Origin of the sequence: Saccharothrix mutabilis subsp. mutabilis, from assembly GCF_039521145.1 — a bacterium.
GTDB classification, from domain to species: domain Bacteria; phylum Actinomycetota; class Actinomycetes; order Mycobacteriales; family Pseudonocardiaceae; genus Actinosynnema; species Actinosynnema mutabilis.
The window spans coordinates 117,773-135,975 of the sequence record NZ_BAAABU010000019.1 but is presented as its reverse complement, the minus strand read 5'-3'; the positions used below and the strand labels follow the sequence as shown (position 1 = coordinate 135,975).

Below are 18,203 nucleotides of genomic sequence, written 5' to 3'. Positions count from 1 at the left end.
CCGCGACACCACAGCGAAGACAGTGACGAAAGCCCATGCATCACGATGAATGGCGCCAGCAGCGGCACCTCGGCACCGCACCTGTCGCCGCGACCACTCGACCTGGGTACGACGCGGCTTGATTGTCGGTAGGCTCGCGGGATGGTCGACTACGACGCCGAGACGTGGGCGTTGACCGGGTCGGTGACGCGGTGGCTGGTGTCGGTCCTGACCGACAGCGGGGTGCAGCTGCCCGGGGATGAGGCGCGGCTCCGGACGATCGTGCACGGCACCGTCGCGAGGGCGATCGGACTGGCTCTTCCCTACCGGCACGGGAAGCTCAACCGGGACCTGCACGCGTGCTTCGCCGCGCCGCCGGACCGGGAGCTCCCGCTGGGGGCCACAGCGGAGGATTTGCGCAAAGCTATCGCAGCGCGGATCGAAGACATGGTGCGCGGCGAGTCCTTCTACGCCTCCTACTACCGAAACGGGCTGCTCACGCAGCTGCTGCATGACGCACTTGTCCAGGCCATGCAGGAGTTCCTGGCTAGAGGTCCAGGTGTGGACGCCGCGCAGGCGGCCCGGCTCAACGCGCTCGGTGTTGACGTGGACAGCCCAGAACTTGTGGTGCGCAACGAGGTCGGAGGTGGATTCAGCGGCAACCTGGTCCAGGCTGCGGTCGTCCATGGCGATGTGCGGATCAACGCTGGAGACGAGGAGCCCGACACGCCGATTTTCGTGCGCGTGGAGGCTGAGGCGACCTTGTATCGGCACTGCGAGGACCCACCCGACGTGTTCATGGCGAGCGGGTCGGGGGTGATCAATGTCCTGGTCGAGGCCAAGGGCGCACGCGCCGTCACCCTGCGCTCGCTGCGCGCGGTCGTGCTGTCCCGCCGCCCGCCGCAGCCGACGCCCGTGGTGACGACCGTCTTGGGCATCATGACTCCGCGTCACTTCGAAGTGAACCTCGATGCCGACGTCCCTCGCCTCGTCCCCGTCAACCGCACCGGCAGGAGCGGCCTAGGCCGCCTCATACGCCGCTGGGGCGGGTCAGGGTTTCCCTACACGGTAAGCCCGCTGGACCCGGAGATGTTCGTAGTCGAGCCCCGGACTGCCAAGTACCAGGTCGAGTGGTGTCTGGAACTGGACTGGACCTACCGCGGACGCGATGGGACGACCCTGATCGACGACAGCGGAACGCCCTTCAAGGTCATGGCGCCATACCGACCGTAAAAGCGAATGACCGCTAGCTTTCGTCGGTGAGGTCGCCAGTGCGCTCGCCGCTCGACGCGGCTTTCTCTTCCCAACAGATCAACGGCCCTGCCGCATAGAAGAATCCTCCGGCGGGCGAAGAACATACACCGGCGTGCTCCTGATCACCGGCGCGAAGAACGCCAGGCAGGCCACCACTAACGTACGCGCGCTGCCGTTCGAACCGACCGACCCGACGCCCTGACCGCCTCCTCCCGCTGAAACCCCTTTGCGGTCGCGTGCGGAGGTGGTGAGCATGTCCGCGGTGAGCAGCAGGCTGCGGGCGATTGCCCGGGACACCGTCACCATCGCCGACCGTGGGTCCTACGTGACCGCGGACGGGCCGGTCGACGTGTCGGCGGCGGTTCGGCGGGCGGTGGCGGGGACGGAGTTGCACCTGCCGGACGACGTGCTGGACCTGCCCGACCCGCTCGACGCCCCGGCCCGGGTGGAGGTGACCGGGGAGACGACGCTCGCCGCCACGAAGCGGCTGGGCGGGGACCTCGCCTGCCTGGTGTTCGCCTCCGCGCGCAACCCCGGCGGCGGCTTCCTCAACGGCGCGCAGGCGCAGGAGGAGAGCGTCGCGCGCGGGTCGGCGCTGTACCCGTGCCTGCGGGCGGCCGGGGAGTTCTACGCCCACCACCGGGCGCACGACGACCTCGCCTACAGCGACCGGGTGATCCACTCCCCCGACGTGCCGGTGTTCCGGGACGACAAGGGCGCGTTGCTGCCCGAGCCGTACCCGGTCTCGTTCCTCACCGCCGCCGCGCCCAACCGGTCCGCGATCCTGCGCAACGCGCCCCACCGGGCCCCAGACATCCCCGCCATCCTCGAACGGCGCGCCGGGCGGGTGCTCCAGGTGGCCGCCGCGCACGGGCACCGGCGGCTGGTGCTCGGGGCCTGGGGTTGCGGGGTGTTCGGCAACGAGCCGGCGGTGGTGGCGGGGGCGTTCGCCGCCGCACTACGGAAGAACCCGTTCTTCGAGCACGTGGTGTTCGCGGTGTTCGACCGGCAGGTCGGGCAGCCGGTGTTGAGCGCGTTCCACCGGCTCGCGGCGTAGGAGGGCAGCCTCGGAGTGGTCCGCGCGGGTCATCGCCCAGGACATTGGGGCGGACCGGGGAAACCGACCGCTGCGAGGTGTTGTCCATGGCGCACGCCCGACCCGCTGTCCGCACCCGCCGACCTACGCGGCTGATCGCCGGCAGCGCCGTCGCCGGGGTGCTGCTGGCGGTGGTGGTGGTCCTACGAGTTCGTCGACCACGTCATCGGCGGCAGCGTCGCCAACGCGCTGCTCGGCGAGGAAGCCGCGACCGCGTCCCTGGCGAGCACGGCGGCGGGGCTGGTGTTCGCGTTCGTCTCCGGGCTCGCGGGCACGTTCACCGCCTGCAACATCGCCATGGCCGCCTCGGTCGGGCCGATGAGCCAGGCCGGCGGACGCTCCCTCGTCCGCCCCTTCGCGTTCTTCACCCTCGGCATGGTCGGGGTGTCCGCCCTCTACGGCGCGATCGGCGTGCTGATCGGCCCCGACCTGCCCCAACTGTCGACCGCCACCATCGGGACGATGCCGGCGCGGCTGGTGCAGTCCGCGGTGGTGTTCGGGGTGGTCGGGTTGGCGCTGGCCTACCTCGGGCTGGCGACGCTCGGCGTGGTCCCGGACGTGTTCCGCCGCCGGCCCGTGGCACGGGTGGTGGTGCTCGGGGCGTTGGTGGGCGCGTTCCTCATCGGGCGGCCGTACCCGTTGTTCATCAAGCTGTTCCGCTCGGCGGTGGAGTCGGGCAACCCGCTCTACGGGGCCGGGACGTTCGTGTTGCAGTCGCTGGGCAACATCGTGCTGGTCGCGGTCGTGTTCGCGGTCGTGTCGCTGGTCAGCAGGGGGCGGTTCCTCGCGGCCGTCGCCCGCGACCCGCGCCGCACGGCCTCGGTCAGCGGCGCGCTGCTCATCGCCCTCGGCGTGTTCCTGCTCGTGTACTGGGACGTCCGGGTGCCGTCGATCTTCGGCATCGGCTGGTTCCCGACCATGCCTTACAACTGAGAACCGAAGGAGCTGATCGTGTCCGCGACGACTCTCGCTGCCCCCACGACCGCCAGGTCGGACTCCCCCGTGCGGAACGGGGCGCTCGCCGGGCTCGCCGGCGGCGCCGTGTTCGGACTGCTGATGGCCGGCGCGGACATGCTGCCGATGGTCGGACTGCTGATCGGCGTCGACAACGCCATCGTCGGCTTCCTCGTGCACCTGGTGGTCTCCGCGGTCGTCGGCGGCCTGTTCGGGCTGCTCAGCCGCGGCTTCGCCGACAACGTCTTCCGCATCTACCTGCTCGGCATGCTCTACGGCGTGGCGTGGTGGCTGGTCGGCGCGTTGATCATCATGCCGTTGTGGCTGAGCGTCACCGCCGACTCCGCGATGAGCGACATGGTGTTCGTCGTCGGCAACATGCAGTGGCTGAGCCTGTTCGGCCACGTGTTCTTCGGCCTGGTCACCGGCATGTCCCTGCACGCCCTGCGCGGCCACGCCCGCTGAACCAGCGGCACCGCGGCCCGACGGGGTCGCGGTGCCGTTCTCAGTCCACTTCGGACACGCGCACGCAGCACAGGCCCGGCGACGGGTCCAGCCGCGCACGCAACCCCGTGTCGCTCAACAACCCCTCCACCAGGCACAGGTTCGCGCCGCACACCAGCTCGGTGTGCCGTTGCGCCAGGCTGTGGAACGGGCAGTTGCCGAACACGATCGAGTCGCCGTCAGCCCGCGGCTCGAACCCCAACCGCTCCAACGCCGCCACCGGATCGCCCGACCGGAGTTCGCGGCCCAGCTCACGCGCCCGGCGCTCCAGCACGACGCGCGGCGACTCGCCCGAGGTGTGCGACTCGTCCACGGCGTCGGCCAGCAGGAGACCGATCAGCTCGTACCGGTTCTCCGGCAGCGACACCGCGACCGGGTGCGGCGCGCGGCGGTAGAGCTTCGCGGGCCGGCCCGCGCCCGGACCGGTGCGGCCGGTGCGCCGCTCGTGGACGGCCTCCAGCAACCCCTCGCCGACCAGCCGGTCCAGGTGGAACGCCACGGTGGTGCGCGGCACGCCCACCGCCGCCGCGGCCTCGTCCCGGCCGACCGGTCCGGGCTGCCGGACCACGTAGTCGTACAGCCGCCGCCGGGTCGGCTCGTCCAGCGCGGCGACGGCGGCCACCGGGTCGTGCGGGGTCTCGGCCATTCTAAAACCAACTTCTGTTGACGAAATCGCCTGCGGACTTCTAACGTTAGCCCACCTTGTCTTTAGAGAGAGTGGTGATGGGCATGTCGCGGTTGCGAGTGCTGCACGGCCGCGGCGGCGTCGACCTGGAGGGCGCGCGCCGGGCGGTCGCCGACCTGCTGCTCGCGCTGGGCAAGGACCCGTCGTCCGAGCACCTGGCCGACACGCCGCGCCGGGTCGCGCACGCCTACGCCGAGCTGCTGACCCCGCGCGAGTTCACCCTGACGACCTTCCCCAACGAGGAGGGCTACGACGAGTTGGTCCTGGCCCGCGCGATCCCCGTGCAGTCGCTGTGCGAGCACCACCTGCTGCCGTTCCAGGGCGTCGCGCACGTCGGCTACCTGCCCGGCGAGCGCATCCTGGGGCTGTCCAAGCTGGCCCGCGTGGTGGAGCTTTTCGCCCGCGACCTCCAGGTGCAGGAACGCCTGACCAAGCAGGTCGCCGACTGGCTGCGGGACAACCTCGCGCCCCGCGGCGTCGGGGTCGTCGTCGAGGCCGAGCACCTGTGCATGTCGCTGCGCGGCGTGCGGGCCGCGGGCTCCCGAACCGTGACCTCCTCCCTGCACGGCGCGCTGCGCGACGACGCCCGATCCCGCCAGGAGTTCTTCGCCCTGGCCGGCATCCGGGCCGCCTAGCTCGTGGCCCGCGTTTAGCGCCGCGACAGGTGAAGGTCCACCGCGGCGTGGGAACCTGCCAGGCGTGGGCGGTGTCGGAGTCGGTGTGGTGGAACGGCGGGTGCTCGCCACCGGGCGGCGGTTCGGCACCGTCCTGAGGGCGGTGGTGCTGGTGGCCCTGGGGCTGGTGGCCGCCCTCGACGCGCCCTCGCCGCTGCCCGTCATCGCCCTGGTCATCGGGTGGAGCGTGGTGGTGTTCCGCTGCGCCGACCGGTGGTGGGCGGTGCCGGCCGACGTGGCCGTGGTGTGCGCGTTGTGCCTGGGGCAGACAGCGCTGGTGCGGCCGGACGTGCTGACCGGGAGCGCCAACTGGGTCGTCGCGGTCGCCTCGATCACGGCCGTGACCCTGCAATGGCGGGTGGACCTGCTCGGCGGCGTGCTGCTGGTCGGGGCGATCGTGGTGTGCGAGATCGCCGGCGGCGGGGTCGCGATGGCGCCCATCGCGCTGTGGACCTTCGCCGAGGCCGGCATGTCCCGCGGCCTGATGTTCCTGCTGCTCAAGGGGGCGCGGTCGGCCGACCGGGGCGCCGCCGCCGCCGAGCGCGCGCACCGCGTGGCCCGGGTGGCGGCGGCGCGGCGGGCCGACGAGCGCGAGCACTGGGCCGTGCTGCACGACACGGCCGCCGCCACCCTGTTCGTCGCGGGCAGCGGCGCGGTGCGCGGGCGGGAACCGTGGCTGGCCGACCGGGCGGCGCGGGACATCGCGACCCTCACCGCGGGCGTGCCGGGCGGTTCGCGCGACCTGGTCCCGCTGCTGTCCGACATCGCCGCGGCCAGTCCGCTGGACGTGGAGTTCCACGCGCCGTCGTCGGTGCCGCTCGACGCCTCCGCCGCCGAGGCGCTGTCCCGGGCCGCGGGTGAGGCGTTGGCCAACACCGCCCGCCACGCCGGCGTGGACCGGGCCGTGCTGCGGGTGGCGGTGGAGGGGCCGACCGTCGCGGTCGAGGTGGTCGACCGCGGGCGCGGGTTCGACGCGGACTCGGTGTCGTTGCCGCGGCGCGGGGTCAGGCAGTCCATTGTGGACCGGGTGCGGTCGGCGGGTGGTCGGGCCGTGGTGCGGTCGGGCGCGGGCGGGACCGTGGTGCGGTTGGAGTGGCCGGGTGGGTGAGCAGGTCCGCGAACTCACGGTGGAGCGGCTGCTGCGAGGTGTGCGGTGGGCGATCGTGGTGATCACGGCCGTGTCGCTGGTCGGGTTCGCCCTGCCGGTGCTGGTGGTGGGCGGCGGGGCGTACCGGTCGCTCCCCCACCAGGTCGCCGCGTTCGCCCTGCTGGCGGTGGTGCTGGTGGTGGCGACGTCCACGCGTCCGACTGGGGTCGTGCGGTGGGTGCTGGTGGCGCTGGTCGTGCTGGCGTCGGGGTTGGCGTTGACCGGGGTGCACGACCGGTTCGTGGTGTCGGAGGAGGAGTGGTCCTTCGGCGTGGTCGGCTGGTTCGGCGTGCTCCTGCTGCTCGACCTGGGCACGCGTGTGACGTGCGGGTTCCTGGCGGCGCACGTCGTGGGCAGCTTCGCCTACACGGTGTGGGTGGGCCAGGACGCCGGTGACCTCGCGGTGGTGACCGTGCTGGTGCTGGGCTACCAGTTGCCGGTCGTCGCGGCGGCGGCCGTGGTGCACCGGGTGGCCGCCGACGCGGCCGGAGCCGCCCGGCGTGAGGCGGAGACCCGCACGGCCGAAGCGGTGGCCGAACGGCTGCACGCCGACCGCAAGGCCCGCTACACCGCGCTGCTGCCCGCGGTCGTGCCGCTGCTGACCGACCTGACCGAGGGTCGCGCGGACCTGGCCGACGACCGGGTCCGCGCCCGGTACGCGGTGGAGGCGGCGCGGCTGCGGCGGCTGTTCGCCGAGCAGGACGACGTGCCCGACCCGCTGGTGCACGAGCTGCGGGCGTGCGTGGACGTGACCGAACGGCGGGGCGTGGCGGTGCACCTGGACACCCTGGGCGAGCACCCGACCCCGCCGGTCGCGGTGCGGCGGGAACTGGTGGACGCGGTGACCGGGCTGCTGGCGACCGCGCGGACCAGGGCCAGGGTGACGGTGTTGGGAACGGGGTCGGCGGTGACGGTCAGCGTGGTCGCCGACGGCACGCCGCCCGCGGACCGGGAGGGCGCAGTGGCGGTGTCGAGCGTGGTGGAGGGGGAACGGGTGTGGGTGGAGGCGACGTGGTCGGCGTAGTGGTGGTGGACGACCACCCGGCGATCGCGGCGGGCGTCCAGGCGTGGTGCGCGGAGGCGTCCCCGCCGGTGCGGGTGCTGGACGTGGGTCCGACGCCCGCGGTGGCGTGGACCGGTCCGGGCGCGGACGCCGACGTGGTCGTGCTGGACCTGCACCTGGGCGGCCAGGCCCCGGCGTACGCCGACCTGCGGCGGCTGGTGGACGCGGGGCGGCGGGTCGTCGTCTACACGCTGCGCGACGACCGGGAGGCCGTGCTGACGTGCCTGGACCTGGGCGCGTTCGCGTACCTGAACAAGGTGGAGGGCCCGGACCACCTGATCGCGGCCATCCACGCCGCCGCCCGCGACCACCCGTGCACCACGCCCACCATGGCCAAGGCGATCAGCGCCGACGACCGCGCCGACCGGCCGCGGCTGACCCAGCGCGAGATCGACGTGCTGGTGTGCTGGTTCGCCTGCGAGTCCAAGGAGATGGTCGGGCGCAAGCTCGGGCTGTCGGTGCGCACGGTGACCAGCTACATCGACCGGGCCCGCATCCGCTACGCCAACGCCGGCCGCCCCGCGCCGACCAAGGCGGCCCTGGTGGCGCGGGCGGTGCAGGACGGGATCGTGGCGCTGGACGACCTGTGAGCGTTTGTGGGTCGTTCGACCGTCACGCTCGTCCCCGGGAGGGTCCTAGGTTGCTTCCCCGGTAGGCACAACCGAAGGGGGAAGCATGAAATCGCTGATCGGACGGCTGGCGTTGACGCTGGCCACGGCCGCGACGGCGCTCACGCTGGGCGCGACCGGGTCGGCCTCGGCGTCGGCGGAGGACGTCTCGGCCGCGGCGCTGCCGACGTGCACGCACAAGTGGGACTACCAGCCGGCGACCGCGAACCGGTCCAAGCGGTGCGTCCTGGGGCAGGGCAACTACGGCAACGCCGTGCTGGCGTTGCAGCAGTCGCTGAAGTACTGCTACGGCAAGAACATCGCCGTGGACAAGGACTTCGGCCCGGCCACGCGGACGGCGTTGATCCAGGTCCAGCGCGCGGTGGGCGCCGACCCCGACGGCGTGTACGGCCCGGAGACCAACCGCAAGATGAAGTGGCTCGCGGCCACCGGCTGCCGCCACAACCCCTCCGGCGACTAACGCCCAGGGCCACTGACGCCTGGGGCCACTGACGCCCAGGGTCACTGACCGGCCCCGGTCCGCCCGAGGGGTGGCGGACCGGGGCCTGTTGCCGAAAAACGAACGTTCGTGCTTAACTTTCGTCGTGAGCAAGGGTGAGGCGACGAAGCAGGCCGTGCTGGAACGCGCCGCCGCCATCGCCAGCCGGATCGGGCTGGCCGGGTTGACCATCGGGTCCCTGGCCGACGACACCGGCATGTCCAAGAGCGGCCTGTTCGCCCACTTCCGCTCCAAGGAACTCCTCCAGGCCCAGGTCCTGGCCTTCGCCCGCCAACTGTTCGTGGACCAGGTCGTGCGCCCCGCCTTGGCCGCGCCGCGCGGTGAGACCCGCGTCCGCACGCTGTTCGAGCACTGGCTGGGCAGCACCAAGGACCGCAGCTCGGCGTGCCTGTTCGTGTCGGCGTCCGCCGAGTACGACGACCAGCCCGGCCCGATCCGCGACCAGCTGGTGCGCGACCACCTCGACTTCGCCGACTCGGTGGCGCAGATGTTCCGCACCGGGATCAGCGAGGGCGACTTCCGCCGGGACGCCGATCCCGAGCAGTTCGCCCACGACGTCCACGGCGTGATGCTGGCTTTCTTCCACGCCAGCCGCCTGCTGGGCGACCCGGCCGCCGAAGCGCGGACCCGGCACGCCTTCGAGAAACTGCTCGCCGACGCGCGAGCCTGACCCCAGGGGGACCATTCATGCCTTCGGCACGCCGCCAAAAAAGCACGACCGTTCGTGCTAGTTCTATCCGAGCCGCCTTCACCCTCCTGGAACGCCTGGCCCCACCCCTGGGCGGCCGTCTGGCCCTGCGCATCTGGTGCACCCCGAGGCACGCCCGCCCGTCCTCACCCGCTCCCTCCGGCACCCGACATGAGCTTTCCGTCGCCGGCAGCACGGTCGTCGCCGAGACCTGGGGCACCGGCCCGATCGTGTACCTGGTCCACGGCTGGGGCGGTCACCGCAACCAGTTGGCCCGCTTCGTGGAGCCGTTGGTGGAAGCCGGCTACCAGGTCGTGTCCTACGACGCCCTGAGCCACGGCGAATCCGGCCCGGGCACCCTGGGCCCCAAGCGAGCAACGCTCCCCGAGTTCTCCAAGGCCCTGACCGCCGTAGCGGCCCACTTCGGCCCGGCGCACGCCATCGTCGCCCACTCCATGGGTGCCAGCGCCACGGCCCTGGCGGTCCTGGACGGCCTGCCCACGACCAGACTCGCGTTCATCGCCCCGGTCGCCGACCCGCTCTCCCAAACCCACCTCTTCGCCGACCACCTGGGTTTCGGCCCCCGAACCCACGCCGCCTTCCTGGCCCGACTGGAACGGGTAGCCGGCAACCCCATCGAGTTCTTCAACATCCCACCCCGAGCCACCGACCAGGACCTGCCGCCACTCCTGGTCCTGCACGACACGCGGGACACCCAGGTCCCCCACCCCAACGGCGAAGCCATCACCGGGGCGTGGCCCAACGCCACACTCATCACCACCACCGGCCTGGGCCACCACCGCATCCTGTCCACCCCCGAAGTCCTGACCGAGGTCATCTCCTTCGTCACCGAACCGGCCCCGGTCCAATGCTGAGATCGACCTGGCACCCAGGCCCCGCGACAGCCACCACGGCCCTCATAGCCATCACCGACTTCCACGCCCACCGCCGCCGCGACCTCCTGTCCATAGCCCAAGCCGGCCGGGACCTGGCCGCGTCCTGGTCCACCCTCCCCGGCGCGATAGGCATGTGGCTCTGGGCGATGCCCCTGTCCGGCCGCAGCGGCTCGGTCTCGGTGTGGGAATCCGAGGAAGCCCTGACCGCCTTCGTCCGCTGGCCCCCACACGTCCAGGTAGTCCGCCGCTTCCACCAGTCCGGCACCCTCCACACCCACCGCTGGTGGACACAGGAATTCACCCACCCCAAAGCATGGAAAGAAGCCGCCACCCACCTGAAGACCTAAAAGCCATTGCACCCACTCCCCTCATCAGGCATGCTTCACCCACACCACGAGCCAAGGAGCACAAAATGACGGTCACGACGACGCAGGAGACGCGCCGACGCGCCCTCCGCCGGCGTGCCGTCCAGCGCAGTTCCGCGGTTCCCCCACCTCACTAGAGGTGCCACACACGGGAGCCGCCCTTCGGGAAACCGACCAGGGCGGCTTTTCTTTTCACGCCCTTTTTCTCGCGATTCACCACACCCCCATAGCTCAACGGACAGAGTGCGGCGCTACGAACGCCGAGATCCAGGTTCGATTCCTGGTGGGGGTACGAAAACACGCAATGCCCGTTGGTCCAGCCGGCACGGACACCGCGCTCTGAACGCGGAGACCGAGGTTCGAACCCTCGACGGGCAGCCAGGCCCCCGTGGTCCAACGGACACGACACCGCCCTCCGACGGCGGAGATGCAGGTTCGACTCCTGCCGAGGGCATAAGATTGTTGGTTCACCATTTGCAGGTCTCGGATACATCGAATACTTGGTGATGAGTCCGCCGCGTGAGCGGCCGATGGCATGATCACCTGACTCGCTGTGCCCGCCGCACGACCCGACCGCCCCCTGTGTGGGACGTGGCCGTCCGGCGGGCGCCGGCGGCGTGCTGACGGGCGCGCACGATGCTGGAGTCGATGGCGACCTCGCGGCCGAGTTCGTCGATCGCCTCGGCAATGACGCGGACCTGCGTCAGCAGTGCGGTGAGGGTGCCGTCGCGCGACCAACGCCAGAACCGGGTGTGGACCGTCTTCCACGGCCCATACCGTTCGGGTAGGTCACGCCACGCGACACCGGCCTTGGCCTTGGCCTTGGCCTTGGCCTTGGCCTTGGCCTTGGCCTTGAGCAGCATTCCTTTGATCACCCTACGGTCATCCACCCGCAGGCGACCCTTCGGCCCTGAGACGGGCAACAACGGCTCGATCGCCTGCCACTGCTCATCGGTCAACTCGTACCTACGCACCACAACCCAAGATCAAAGCAGATCGGCACCACCCGCTTTGAGGACAGGCCCCAGATCGCCGCCCGGCTCGAGGAGGGGTCGCCCCAGTGAGCACTTGATCGGCGATACGGTGTTGGTCGGCGGCCGCATCCGCCACCCAGACCCCGGCCAGGCTCCATTGCAGCGCCTGACTACTTGGACGCCCTGGCAGCGGAACGAGGTAGTGGACAAATCTGTACGTAACGCCGTCTTGGGGCCGTAGAGGATTCGCCTCCCGGATCCTGTAACAGGTCGCGATGCCGAGACGCTGTTCAACCAACCGCCGACCAAGCGCTGCCGCGGCGCCGCGACCGGTCAGCCCACGGCGCTGACAAGGCGTTCGAAGCTCCGCCGCACGCGCTGACGCTGCAGTCGACTCCTACCGAGCCAGCCTTCTTCGCTTCGCCCGCGTTCACCCACGACGGCAGGCGCTCTTGCTGGATCGAGCCGGGTACGACAGGCTCAACGAGCCCTTTCGGTTCCGGCGAGTTCCCGAAAGCAGTATCAGGGCGACAGCAATCGGTACCGGCTGATGGCATGTCGCATGCCTTGATAGGCTTCGACGTGGCGATCGGGCGTCGAGAAGTGAGAGCGTTTCCATAGCAGCGCGAGCGCGAAGGGGCAGGCATGGCCGCCGTGTTTGTATCCCACCGGACCGTTGACAAGGCAGAGGCAGGAAAACTCGTTCTTGAAATTGAGAAGCGAGGCCATCGAGTCTGGTTCGATACACAGGAAATTAGTGTGGGTGATTCGATCGTAGGCAAGATAAATGAAGGACTGGCAGGTGCCGATTATGTCGTGGCGTGCTTCTCCTCAGCCGATCCGTCATCGGCGTGGATGGCCGCCGAGTGGATGTCGACGCTGGCCCGGCAACTCGAAGGCGGAAACGTCAAGCTGATCCCCGTGCTACTTCCCGGCGGAGTTGCACCGGCGATCCTGACCGACAGGCGGTACGTCGACCTCAGCCAGGACTGGTCGGTCGGCATCGACATCATTTGCACCGCCCTCCGCTAGCGATGGAAGCGTTGACCGACCGGACTGGAGCTTATATGCACGGAAGAGATGTCTTCATTTGCCACGCCGGTGCGGACAAAATTTCCCACGCCCGCCCTCTGTACAACGAACTCAACCGGCACGGTCTCAGTTGCTGGATCGACGAGGCAGAAATTCGACCCGGTGACGACATCGTGCAGAAAGTAGGAGTGGGGCTGATCAATGCTCGCTATGTTCTGGTGATCGTGACTGAAAACTTCATGGGACGAGATTGGACGGAAACGGAGCTCAACGCAGCTCTTGCTCGCGAGATCAACTCCGGCGCGACGGCGGTCATTGCCGTCCTCGACGTCGATCTTAACAGTTTTGCCACGAGGTATCCACTGCTTGCGCACAAGCTACATGTGAAGTGGTCGGAAGGCCCGGAGTCGATTGCATACAAGATTAACTCCTTGTTTTCCAGGGAACCCGCCCAGGAGTGGCACTGCAACCATCCACGGGAGTATGTCGGCATGGTATGGATAAGGCTTGTTCCTGCAGCGGAGAATGCAGGTTCCCAACATCAGGTCACACTGAGGTGGGGACCTTTCCAACGACTTGTCGACATTCCCGCCAATGCCATGCCGTCATCGTTGGCGCACCACAAGACGAAACCAGATTCCGTAACACTGCACGCATCGGTTTCACCGGCTGCGGTGCTGAACTTCGGCTGCGGCCGCCCGCCCGATGCGCGCTACATCAATATCGACGAGGGCTGGACACGAAGCTCTAGCAACTACTCCTGGGAGTGATCAGATTCGCGCACTTCCGGGCAGGTACGAAGCTGGTTCAGCACGCGTTCAGCGTCGCCCAGCCGGTGCTGGGCAACGAAGAGCTCATGTGCCGCGTGCAGCAATCGCCGGGCCGAAGCGTACTCACCTTTTCCGATTAGGACAGCGGCAAGTTGTTCGGTGTGGTCGGCCTCGGCGAAGCGATTGCCCAACTGTCGGGCGAGCCGCACCGCGACCATGGAGTGCAAGGCCGCCTCGTCGAGGTACCCGGCATCGCGAGCGATACGGCCTAGTGCGTCCGAAGTAATCGCTTGGCCGCTGACGTTGCCGTGCGCCGTGTGCAGTGCCAGTGCCCGCTTGCAGCAATCAAGGGCAAGAGCAACGTCGCCGAGTCGCGCGTGTAGCCACCCTTGTGCGTTGAGCGAGTGTGCGGCACCTACCGGGTTGTTCTCGGCGCGGTAGAGTCTCATGGCGATTTGGGAGTGGTACAGGGCTTCCTTATAACGCCCACGCCGGCAGTAGACCCGCTGGAGGTCATGGTGTGTGTGCGCACGCCCCATCGCGAAGCCCGCGTCCTCCTCAATACGCAACGCCTCCAGGAGGCAAGTTTCGGCCTCCGCTAGCGAGTTGGCTCGGGTGTGGGCACGGCCGAGCTGACGTAACGCCGATGCGCGCAGCCGGGCTACGCCGATCGTAACGGCCGCCTCCAGACCGAGACGTGCCACACCGACGTTCTCGGTCAACAGGCCCAGCCGGTACTGATAGGTATCCAAGCCGTGAGCGATGTGCCATACCGCTTCGTGCCACTGCTCGCGCCGAGCCGCTTCGTGCAGCGCGATGAGTGTCGGGTGTTCGGTCGCGAACCACGTTACGGCGGCCGGGTCGTCCGCGAGTTGCACCGGGTCGCACCCGTCGGGCAGGTCCGGCGGAGGCCAAGCGTACCGGTGCGGATACAACAGGTTGTCTGCGACGCGCGCAGTGTAAGCGAAACAGTCGACCAACCGGCGCAATGCAGTTCGCGACTCCGCATCTGCGGCGAGTTCGGCTGCATGCAAACGAACGAGGTCGTGCATGTGGAACCGACCCGGCCGGTGCTGACGCACGAGGTTCGCGACCTCCAGTGCTCGCATCGTGTTGGCGGCGTCGCGCGGCGACACCGACCACAGCCAAGCCGCTGTCGATACCCCCACGTCAGTCACCGGAGCCGCACCGAGCAGACGGAAGGCGCGGATCAACTCTTTATCAAGCGAGCCTGACGACCAGGAAAGTACCGCGCGCAGGCTTCGCACCCCGTCGCCGGCATCGAATGCGCTCAGCCTGGTGGCCTCCTCATCTAATTCCGCAACGAGTTCGGATACAGGGAAGTCCGGATGCTCCGCCACCCTAGCCGCAGCTATCGTCAGGGCGAGCGGTAGACCACTGCACCGGCGAACGATGGCGGTGACCGACGCAAGATCTATTCGGGCCACCTCGTTCTCCAGCACGCGTTCCAGCACCGTCCGTGCGTCGGCATCGGCCATCGTCTCGAGTCTCACCGACACGACGCCCTGCGTACGCAGCCATGACAGGCGGTTCCTGGTTGTCACCAAGACAGCGCACGACATGGTCCCGGGCAACAACGGCAGCACTTGACCAGCGTCTCTCGCGTTGTCCAAGACGATTAAGACCCGACGTTCCGCCAGAACAGTTCGATAGAGCGCGGCAGCGGCGTCAACACCGGTCGGAATCGTTGCAGGAGCGACGCCAAGGGCGAGCAGGAAGCCGTGCAGCACCGTGCCTGGATCCGCCGGGGCACCGAGCGGATCGAAGCCTCGTAGATCGGCAAACAGTTGGCCGTCGGGGTACCGCACCGCGTTTTGGCAAGCCCAGTGCAGGGCCAGCGTCGTCTTGCCCACACCGCCGATCCCCTCGATGACCACCGCGGGCCACACGTCCGCTAGCAGGTCAGTCAGCTCGCTCATCTCCCGCTCGCGCGCTACCAACCAACGCGGCTCCATCGGAAGCTGTCGCGGTATGACCGGCCGTATGGAACCGGACAGTGCGATGTCCCCGTGCAGGACGCCGACCTGGATGGCGACGTCGGTCTCGTGCGAATGGATCACGTTGCGCATGTCACCGGACATGACTCACCACAGATGATCGATTGCGAGGGAGGAACTCGTTGCACTCTTCATGGTGCCGCAGGTGCTAGGCGGTGGACAACGAACCGAGGTGTTGCCGTTCAGCCGCCCTCCAAGCGCCAGTCATCGCCCACCTCGTGGAACTCGTCCGCCGTCACGGCGAGACCACCCGCCAGGTCAGCCGGACCATGCAACTTGCGGTCCATGGCCCAACGGATGCAGCAGGTAGGCCCTATGGAGGTGCTGCTGGAGCAGTTCATCGACGGCCGGTGGTCGGCGAACGAACCGCTCAACATCGGGGCGCTTTCCCGGAGCTCGACATCAGCCAGACACCGCTGCGTGGAGCGCTCGCACGGCTGGAGCACGCGGGCCTCGTGCGCCGCGAAGCCAACAAGGGCTGCCGGGTCGCTTCCCTGTCCACCGAGCGTGAGTTGACCAAGCGCCATGGACGCGCATCTGGTGTTGGGACCGACGCTGGCGTTCGAGGCCAGAACTCGTGGAAGCCGTGCTGGACAGCCCGCCCGTGCCGCGAGATCACTCTGCACCGAAGGGTTCTGCTTGTACTGGATGATCGACGAGTTGTTTCATCTGCTCATCGCCCAGCAGGCCGCGAACCCGTTCCCAAAAGTCCTGCCGCGCGCTGGGCGGGCGGTTCGAGCGCTTCCGCTACTTCACCGATACTTCACCGAGCTCGACGCCGGGCGCGGTGCTTCCGGCCTGGGCGCCGGGAACACCGTGCCGTCTACGAGGCCCTGCCCGACGTCGACCCGGACCGCGCCGCCGGCAAGATGCGTGACCACATCGGGAACGTCAAGAACCGCAACCTGGCTGACCGCCGCTCCCTGGCCGCCGGCGAGCAGTGGCCGCCCGGCCGGTCGGGCGTGGCTGTACGGCCTGGGCTCCATGTCGAACGGGCTCCGGGTCTGGTGGACTTGAGAACCGCTCGCACGCGGGTTCGGTCAGGACTCGACGTAGGGCAACCGGTTAGGTGAGCCCGTGCCGATGCTGCTCAGCACACCTTTGTCGACCGGTCGATCACCAGCTACTTGGCCTGCGTCGTCGTCAGGGCCGGGTTCGTGGCCTTGGCAACGGTCACGGCGCCGGCGACCAGGGGCGCGGCGAAGGACGTGACGTACCAACCTGTCTGCACGGCGGTGTCGCTCAACTTGCCCACGCCGGTGACGTTGGCGCCCGGCGCGGAGGCCGTCAGGCAGCTACCGTAGCTCGACGCGTTAATCCCGGTGTTTCGGTAGTCGGGTCTCGGTCGAGGCGGCCATGATGATCGCGGGCTGGGCCGCACCCTGGTCGACCACGACCCCGATTACTTCGTCGCGGAACTGCTGTTCGACCACCGCCTCAACCTCGACGAGGTGGGCCTGGTCGTCTTCGACCAGATCTTCACCGGCCCTCGCACGGCCCCGCAGACCGGCGACCACTACTGCAAGGCGTTCCGCTCACCGTGCCGCGAGTACCTGCTGCGCATAAAGTTCCACCCGCGACGCCTCCCCCGTGCGGATCAAGTCGTTCCGCGCCAAGCGGTGAGGTGACGAGCCGACCGACGAACACGCCCTGCCCTGCCACCGCAACCGAATGACGCACGTCTATACCCCCAACGTCGTGCTGAGCATCATCGGCGGGCGCTGGGAGTGGAGCTGGACGCCGTCCGACTCGCCGAAACGGGCTTCACCGGCTGATCACCGACCGCATACTGCCGCTGTGGACGCCGAGGGGCGCGCTGCTGGACGGTGGGACGCGCGTGCCAGACAAAATGACCCAGGCGGACACCCGCGGTACTTCGAGCGCATGCGGACCACCGCCGATCGCAACGTCGACCGGGACCGCAAGGAAACGCTCGCCGTGTTGCTCATCGCCGCGCTGTTCGCCCTGATGCGTGGTGTGCCGTGGACCCTGCGGTGGGCACGCAGCCTGGGCAATCGGTCACCCTGGTGGCGGCACGGGCATGCGGTGCTCTGCACGGCGGGTGGTGGGCCGTTCGACGTGGTCACGCTCGACGTCCGGTACGACGACGGCGACAGCGAGCAGCTCTACCTCACCCGTCCTGTGCGAGGCGTGCTGACCGCGAGCCAACGCCGCATCACCGGCACCACGGAGGTGTGGATCACCGAACAGGGACCGCCGGACGGCATTACGGGGACCGGGTCGCGGTCGGCTTGTGACCGTCCGGCGACAACGGGATGCCCACCCGCTTTAGTGCGACGCGCGGATTCACCGCACCGAAGCACTCGATGGAATGCCGCCACCTCCCGCGTCCGTGACCGTCGCGGCCTCCGCACCGACCGGACAGTGTTGTTTGGCGCCACCTTGGTTGTTCCGGCTGCGCGGTGGGCCTGATCTGCGCTTTTACTCGACGGTGCAAGTGGAAACGCCACCGGGAGGAAAGCAATGATCTTCGGAAGAGTCGCCGCCGTCGTCGCCGTGGCCGCCTCGGCGCTGCTCATCGCACCGGTTTCCCACGCCGCGCCGCTCGATGCGCCGCAGGACGTGTGGACCATCGAGAGCGTCGCCCGGCCGAACGACGTGTGGGACCAGACCAACTGGGCGTGGGACCCCGAATACCCGGTCATCGCCCACCCGCGCCATGACGAGGACAACCAGAAGTGGTACATCTCCGATGACGGCACCATAAGGAGCGTCAAGTACGGCTGGTGCGTGACGTCGGTCGACGGCAAGTTGGCGGGCCGCCCGTGCACCGGATCTCCCGCCCAGCGGTGGAGGGGCACGTCTTACGACGACTACCACTCCTGGCTGTTCGAGTTGCGCGACACCAACCAGTGCATCACGCACAACGGCGTCTACAAGGAACTGATCCTCGCGGCGTGCGAGCCCGCTCGGGCCGACCAGCACTGGATCATCCACAAGGGGTAGGCGGCACCG

General features: G+C 69.0%; 21 protein-coding genes and 3 tRNA genes. 18 read left to right on the top strand and 6 right to left on the bottom strand.

Features of this window, described 5'->3' with window-relative positions; translation table 11 throughout:
* The first annotated feature begins 141 nt into the window (after positions 1 to 141).
* Together ABD126_RS30005 and ABD126_RS30000 are read left to right on the top strand one after the other, a co-directional pair.
* Positions 142 to 1,212, top strand: coding sequence for a hypothetical protein (locus tag ABD126_RS30005; protein ID WP_343937341.1), 1,071 nt, complete (start codon positions 142 to 144; stop codon positions 1,210 to 1,212).
* Between the two features lie 274 nt (positions 1,213 to 1,486).
* The gene (locus ABD126_RS30000; protein WP_343937340.1) at positions 1,487 to 2,290 is read left to right on the top strand and encodes a TIGR02452 family protein; all 804 of its coding nucleotides are present in this window, start codon (positions 1,487 to 1,489) and stop codon (positions 2,288 to 2,290) included.
* Between the two features lie 182 nt (positions 2,291 to 2,472).
* Here the strand turns inward: ABD126_RS30000 and ABD126_RS29995 are convergent, their stop codons facing one another.
* Entirely contained in the window at positions 2,473 to 2,628 is a 156-nt protein-coding gene (locus ABD126_RS29995; protein ID WP_343937339.1) for a hypothetical protein, read from the bottom strand.
* Between ABD126_RS29995 and ABD126_RS29990 the strand changes: the two genes are divergently transcribed.
* Both ABD126_RS29990 and ABD126_RS29985 read left to right on the top strand, forming a co-directional pair.
* Entirely contained in the window at positions 2,627 to 3,262 is a 636-nt protein-coding gene (locus ABD126_RS29990) for a hypothetical protein (RefSeq protein WP_343937338.1), read from the top strand. The two genes, ABD126_RS29995 and ABD126_RS29990, sit on opposite strands and share 2 nt — an antisense overlap.
* A gap of 18 nt (positions 3,263 to 3,280) precedes the next feature.
* The gene (locus ABD126_RS29985) at positions 3,281 to 3,748 is read left to right on the top strand and encodes a hypothetical protein (protein WP_343937337.1); all 468 of its coding nucleotides are present in this window, start codon (positions 3,281 to 3,283) and stop codon (positions 3,746 to 3,748) included.
* Positions 3,749 to 3,788: 40 nt separating this feature from the next.
* On the opposite strand, the gene ABD126_RS29980 is transcribed toward ABD126_RS29985, so the two are convergent.
* Positions 3,789 to 4,433 carry a helix-turn-helix transcriptional regulator gene (locus tag ABD126_RS29980; RefSeq protein ID WP_343937336.1) on the bottom strand — a complete coding sequence of 215 codons (645 nt, stop codon included), beginning with the start codon at positions 4,431 to 4,433 and terminating at the stop codon, positions 3,789 to 3,791.
* Positions 4,434 to 4,510: 77 nt separating this feature from the next.
* Between ABD126_RS29980 and folE the strand changes: the two genes are divergently transcribed.
* The 10 genes from folE (at position 4,511) to ABD126_RS29930 (ending at position 10,887) form a co-directional block, all read left to right on the top strand.
* A complete protein-coding gene (gene folE, locus ABD126_RS29975) occupies positions 4,511 to 5,107 on the top strand; it encodes a GTP cyclohydrolase I FolE (RefSeq protein WP_425542902.1) in 597 nt (198 codons plus the stop codon).
* 64 nt (positions 5,108 to 5,171) lie between these two features.
* On the top strand, positions 5,172 to 6,254 hold the full coding sequence (locus tag ABD126_RS29970) for a sensor histidine kinase (protein WP_343937334.1): 1,083 nt from the start codon (positions 5,172 to 5,174) through the stop codon (positions 6,252 to 6,254).
* Positions 6,247 to 7,317: a hypothetical protein gene (locus ABD126_RS29965; protein WP_343937333.1), complete on the top strand. Its 1,071-nt coding sequence runs from the start codon at positions 6,247 to 6,249 to the stop codon at positions 7,315 to 7,317. The genes ABD126_RS29970 and ABD126_RS29965 overlap by 8 nt, the downstream gene beginning before the upstream one ends.
* Positions 7,305 to 7,946, top strand: a complete 642-nt coding sequence (locus ABD126_RS29960) for a response regulator (protein WP_343937332.1) — start codon at positions 7,305 to 7,307, stop codon at positions 7,944 to 7,946. The genes ABD126_RS29965 and ABD126_RS29960 overlap by 13 nt, the downstream gene beginning before the upstream one ends.
* A gap of 85 nt (positions 7,947 to 8,031) precedes the next feature.
* Positions 8,032 to 8,445, top strand: a complete 414-nt coding sequence (locus tag ABD126_RS29955) for a peptidoglycan-binding domain-containing protein (protein ID WP_343937331.1) — start codon at positions 8,032 to 8,034, stop codon at positions 8,443 to 8,445.
* 124 nt (positions 8,446 to 8,569) lie between these two features.
* Positions 8,570 to 9,154 carry a TetR/AcrR family transcriptional regulator gene (locus ABD126_RS29950; RefSeq protein WP_343937330.1) on the top strand — a complete coding sequence of 195 codons (585 nt, stop codon included), beginning with the start codon at positions 8,570 to 8,572 and terminating at the stop codon, positions 9,152 to 9,154.
* A gap of 17 nt (positions 9,155 to 9,171) precedes the next feature.
* Positions 9,172 to 10,047, top strand: coding sequence for an alpha/beta fold hydrolase (locus tag ABD126_RS29945; protein ID WP_343937329.1), 876 nt, complete (start codon positions 9,172 to 9,174; stop codon positions 10,045 to 10,047).
* A gap of 606 nt (positions 10,048 to 10,653) precedes the next feature.
* A tRNA-Arg gene (locus ABD126_RS29940) sits at positions 10,654 to 10,725 on the top strand.
* 13 nt (positions 10,726 to 10,738) lie between these two features.
* Positions 10,739 to 10,814, top strand: a tRNA-Gln gene (locus ABD126_RS29935).
* Position 10,815: 1 nt separating this feature from the next.
* Positions 10,816 to 10,887, top strand: a tRNA-Arg gene (locus tag ABD126_RS29930).
* A gap of 85 nt (positions 10,888 to 10,972) precedes the next feature.
* Here ABD126_RS29930 and ABD126_RS29925 read toward each other — a convergent pair.
* Positions 10,973 to 11,392, bottom strand: coding sequence for a transposase (locus tag ABD126_RS29925; RefSeq protein ID WP_343937328.1), 420 nt, complete (start codon positions 11,390 to 11,392; stop codon positions 10,973 to 10,975).
* A 660-nt stretch (positions 11,393 to 12,052) separates the two neighbouring features.
* Between ABD126_RS29925 and ABD126_RS29920 the strand changes: the two genes are divergently transcribed.
* The gene (locus ABD126_RS29920) at positions 12,053 to 12,439 is read left to right on the top strand and encodes a toll/interleukin-1 receptor domain-containing protein (RefSeq protein ID WP_343937327.1); all 387 of its coding nucleotides are present in this window, start codon (positions 12,053 to 12,055) and stop codon (positions 12,437 to 12,439) included.
* Between the two features lie 2 nt (positions 12,440 to 12,441).
* A complete protein-coding gene (locus ABD126_RS29915) occupies positions 12,442 to 13,209 on the top strand; it encodes a toll/interleukin-1 receptor domain-containing protein (RefSeq protein ID WP_343937326.1) in 768 nt (255 codons plus the stop codon).
* Here the strand turns inward: ABD126_RS29915 and ABD126_RS29910 are convergent.
* The 3 genes from ABD126_RS29910 to ABD126_RS29900 form a co-directional block, all read right to left on the bottom strand.
* Complete coding sequence (locus ABD126_RS29910; RefSeq protein ID WP_343937325.1) at positions 13,194 to 15,311, bottom strand: ATP-binding protein; 2,118 nt, start codon at positions 15,309 to 15,311, stop codon at positions 13,194 to 13,196. The two genes, ABD126_RS29915 and ABD126_RS29910, sit on opposite strands and share 16 nt — an antisense overlap.
* 1,039 nt (positions 15,312 to 16,350) lie before the next feature.
* Entirely contained in the window at positions 16,351 to 16,608 is a 258-nt protein-coding gene (locus tag ABD126_RS29905; protein ID WP_343937324.1) for a S8 family serine peptidase, read from the bottom strand.
* The gene (locus ABD126_RS29900; RefSeq protein ID WP_343937356.1) at positions 16,541 to 16,744 is read right to left on the bottom strand and encodes a hypothetical protein; all 204 of its coding nucleotides are present in this window, start codon (positions 16,742 to 16,744) and stop codon (positions 16,541 to 16,543) included. The genes ABD126_RS29905 and ABD126_RS29900 overlap by 68 nt, the downstream gene beginning before the upstream one ends.
* Before the next feature lie 367 nt (positions 16,745 to 17,111).
* Here ABD126_RS29900 and ABD126_RS29895 point away from each other — a divergent pair, with 367 nt between their 5' ends.
* Both ABD126_RS29895 and ABD126_RS29890 read left to right on the top strand, forming a co-directional pair.
* Positions 17,112 to 17,660 carry a hypothetical protein gene (locus tag ABD126_RS29895; protein ID WP_343937323.1) on the top strand — a complete coding sequence of 183 codons (549 nt, stop codon included), beginning with the start codon at positions 17,112 to 17,114 and terminating at the stop codon, positions 17,658 to 17,660.
* 51 nt (positions 17,661 to 17,711) lie between these two features.
* A complete protein-coding gene (locus ABD126_RS29890; RefSeq protein ID WP_343937322.1) occupies positions 17,712 to 18,194 on the top strand; it encodes a ricin-type beta-trefoil lectin domain protein in 483 nt (160 codons plus the stop codon).
* The last annotated feature ends 9 nt before the right edge of the window (positions 18,195 to 18,203 follow it).

What these genes read in the sequence shown, in the direction of transcription:
- ABD126_RS29890 (WP_343937322.1), top strand. Translation starts at nt 17,712, where the DNA reads ATGATCTTCGGAAGAGTCGCCGCCGTCGTCGCCGTGGCCGCCTCGGCG.
- ABD126_RS29955 (WP_343937331.1), top strand. Translation starts at nt 8,032, where the DNA reads ATGAAATCGCTGATCGGACGGCTGGCGTTGACGCTGGCCACGGCCGCG.
- ABD126_RS30005 (WP_343937341.1), top strand. Translation starts at nt 142, where the DNA reads ATGGTCGACTACGACGCCGAGACGTGGGCGTTGACCGGGTCGGTGACG.
- ABD126_RS29910 (WP_343937325.1), bottom strand. Translation starts at nt 15,311, where the DNA reads ATGTCCGGTGACATGCGCAACGTGATCCATTCGCACGAGACCGACGTC.
- ABD126_RS29990 (WP_343937338.1), top strand. Translation starts at nt 2,627, where the DNA reads ATGGCCGCCTCGGTCGGGCCGATGAGCCAGGCCGGCGGACGCTCCCTC.
- ABD126_RS29995 (WP_343937339.1), bottom strand. Translation starts at nt 2,628, where the DNA reads ATGGCGATGTTGCAGGCGGTGAACGTGCCCGCGAGCCCGGAGACGAAC.
- folE (WP_425542902.1), top strand. Translation starts at nt 4,511, where the DNA reads ATGGGCATGTCGCGGTTGCGAGTGCTGCACGGCCGCGGCGGCGTCGAC.
- ABD126_RS29980 (WP_343937336.1), bottom strand. Translation starts at nt 4,433, where the DNA reads ATGGCCGAGACCCCGCACGACCCGGTGGCCGCCGTCGCCGCGCTGGAC.
- ABD126_RS30000 (WP_343937340.1), top strand. Translation starts at nt 1,487, where the DNA reads ATGTCCGCGGTGAGCAGCAGGCTGCGGGCGATTGCCCGGGACACCGTC.
- ABD126_RS29945 (WP_343937329.1), top strand. Translation starts at nt 9,172, where the DNA reads ATGCCTTCGGCACGCCGCCAAAAAAGCACGACCGTTCGTGCTAGTTCT.
- ABD126_RS29915 (WP_343937326.1), top strand. Translation starts at nt 12,442, where the DNA reads ATGGAAGCGTTGACCGACCGGACTGGAGCTTATATGCACGGAAGAGAT.
- ABD126_RS29920 (WP_343937327.1), top strand. Translation starts at nt 12,053, where the DNA reads ATGGCCGCCGTGTTTGTATCCCACCGGACCGTTGACAAGGCAGAGGCA.
- ABD126_RS29895 (WP_343937323.1), top strand. Translation starts at nt 17,112, where the DNA reads ATGCGGACCACCGCCGATCGCAACGTCGACCGGGACCGCAAGGAAACG.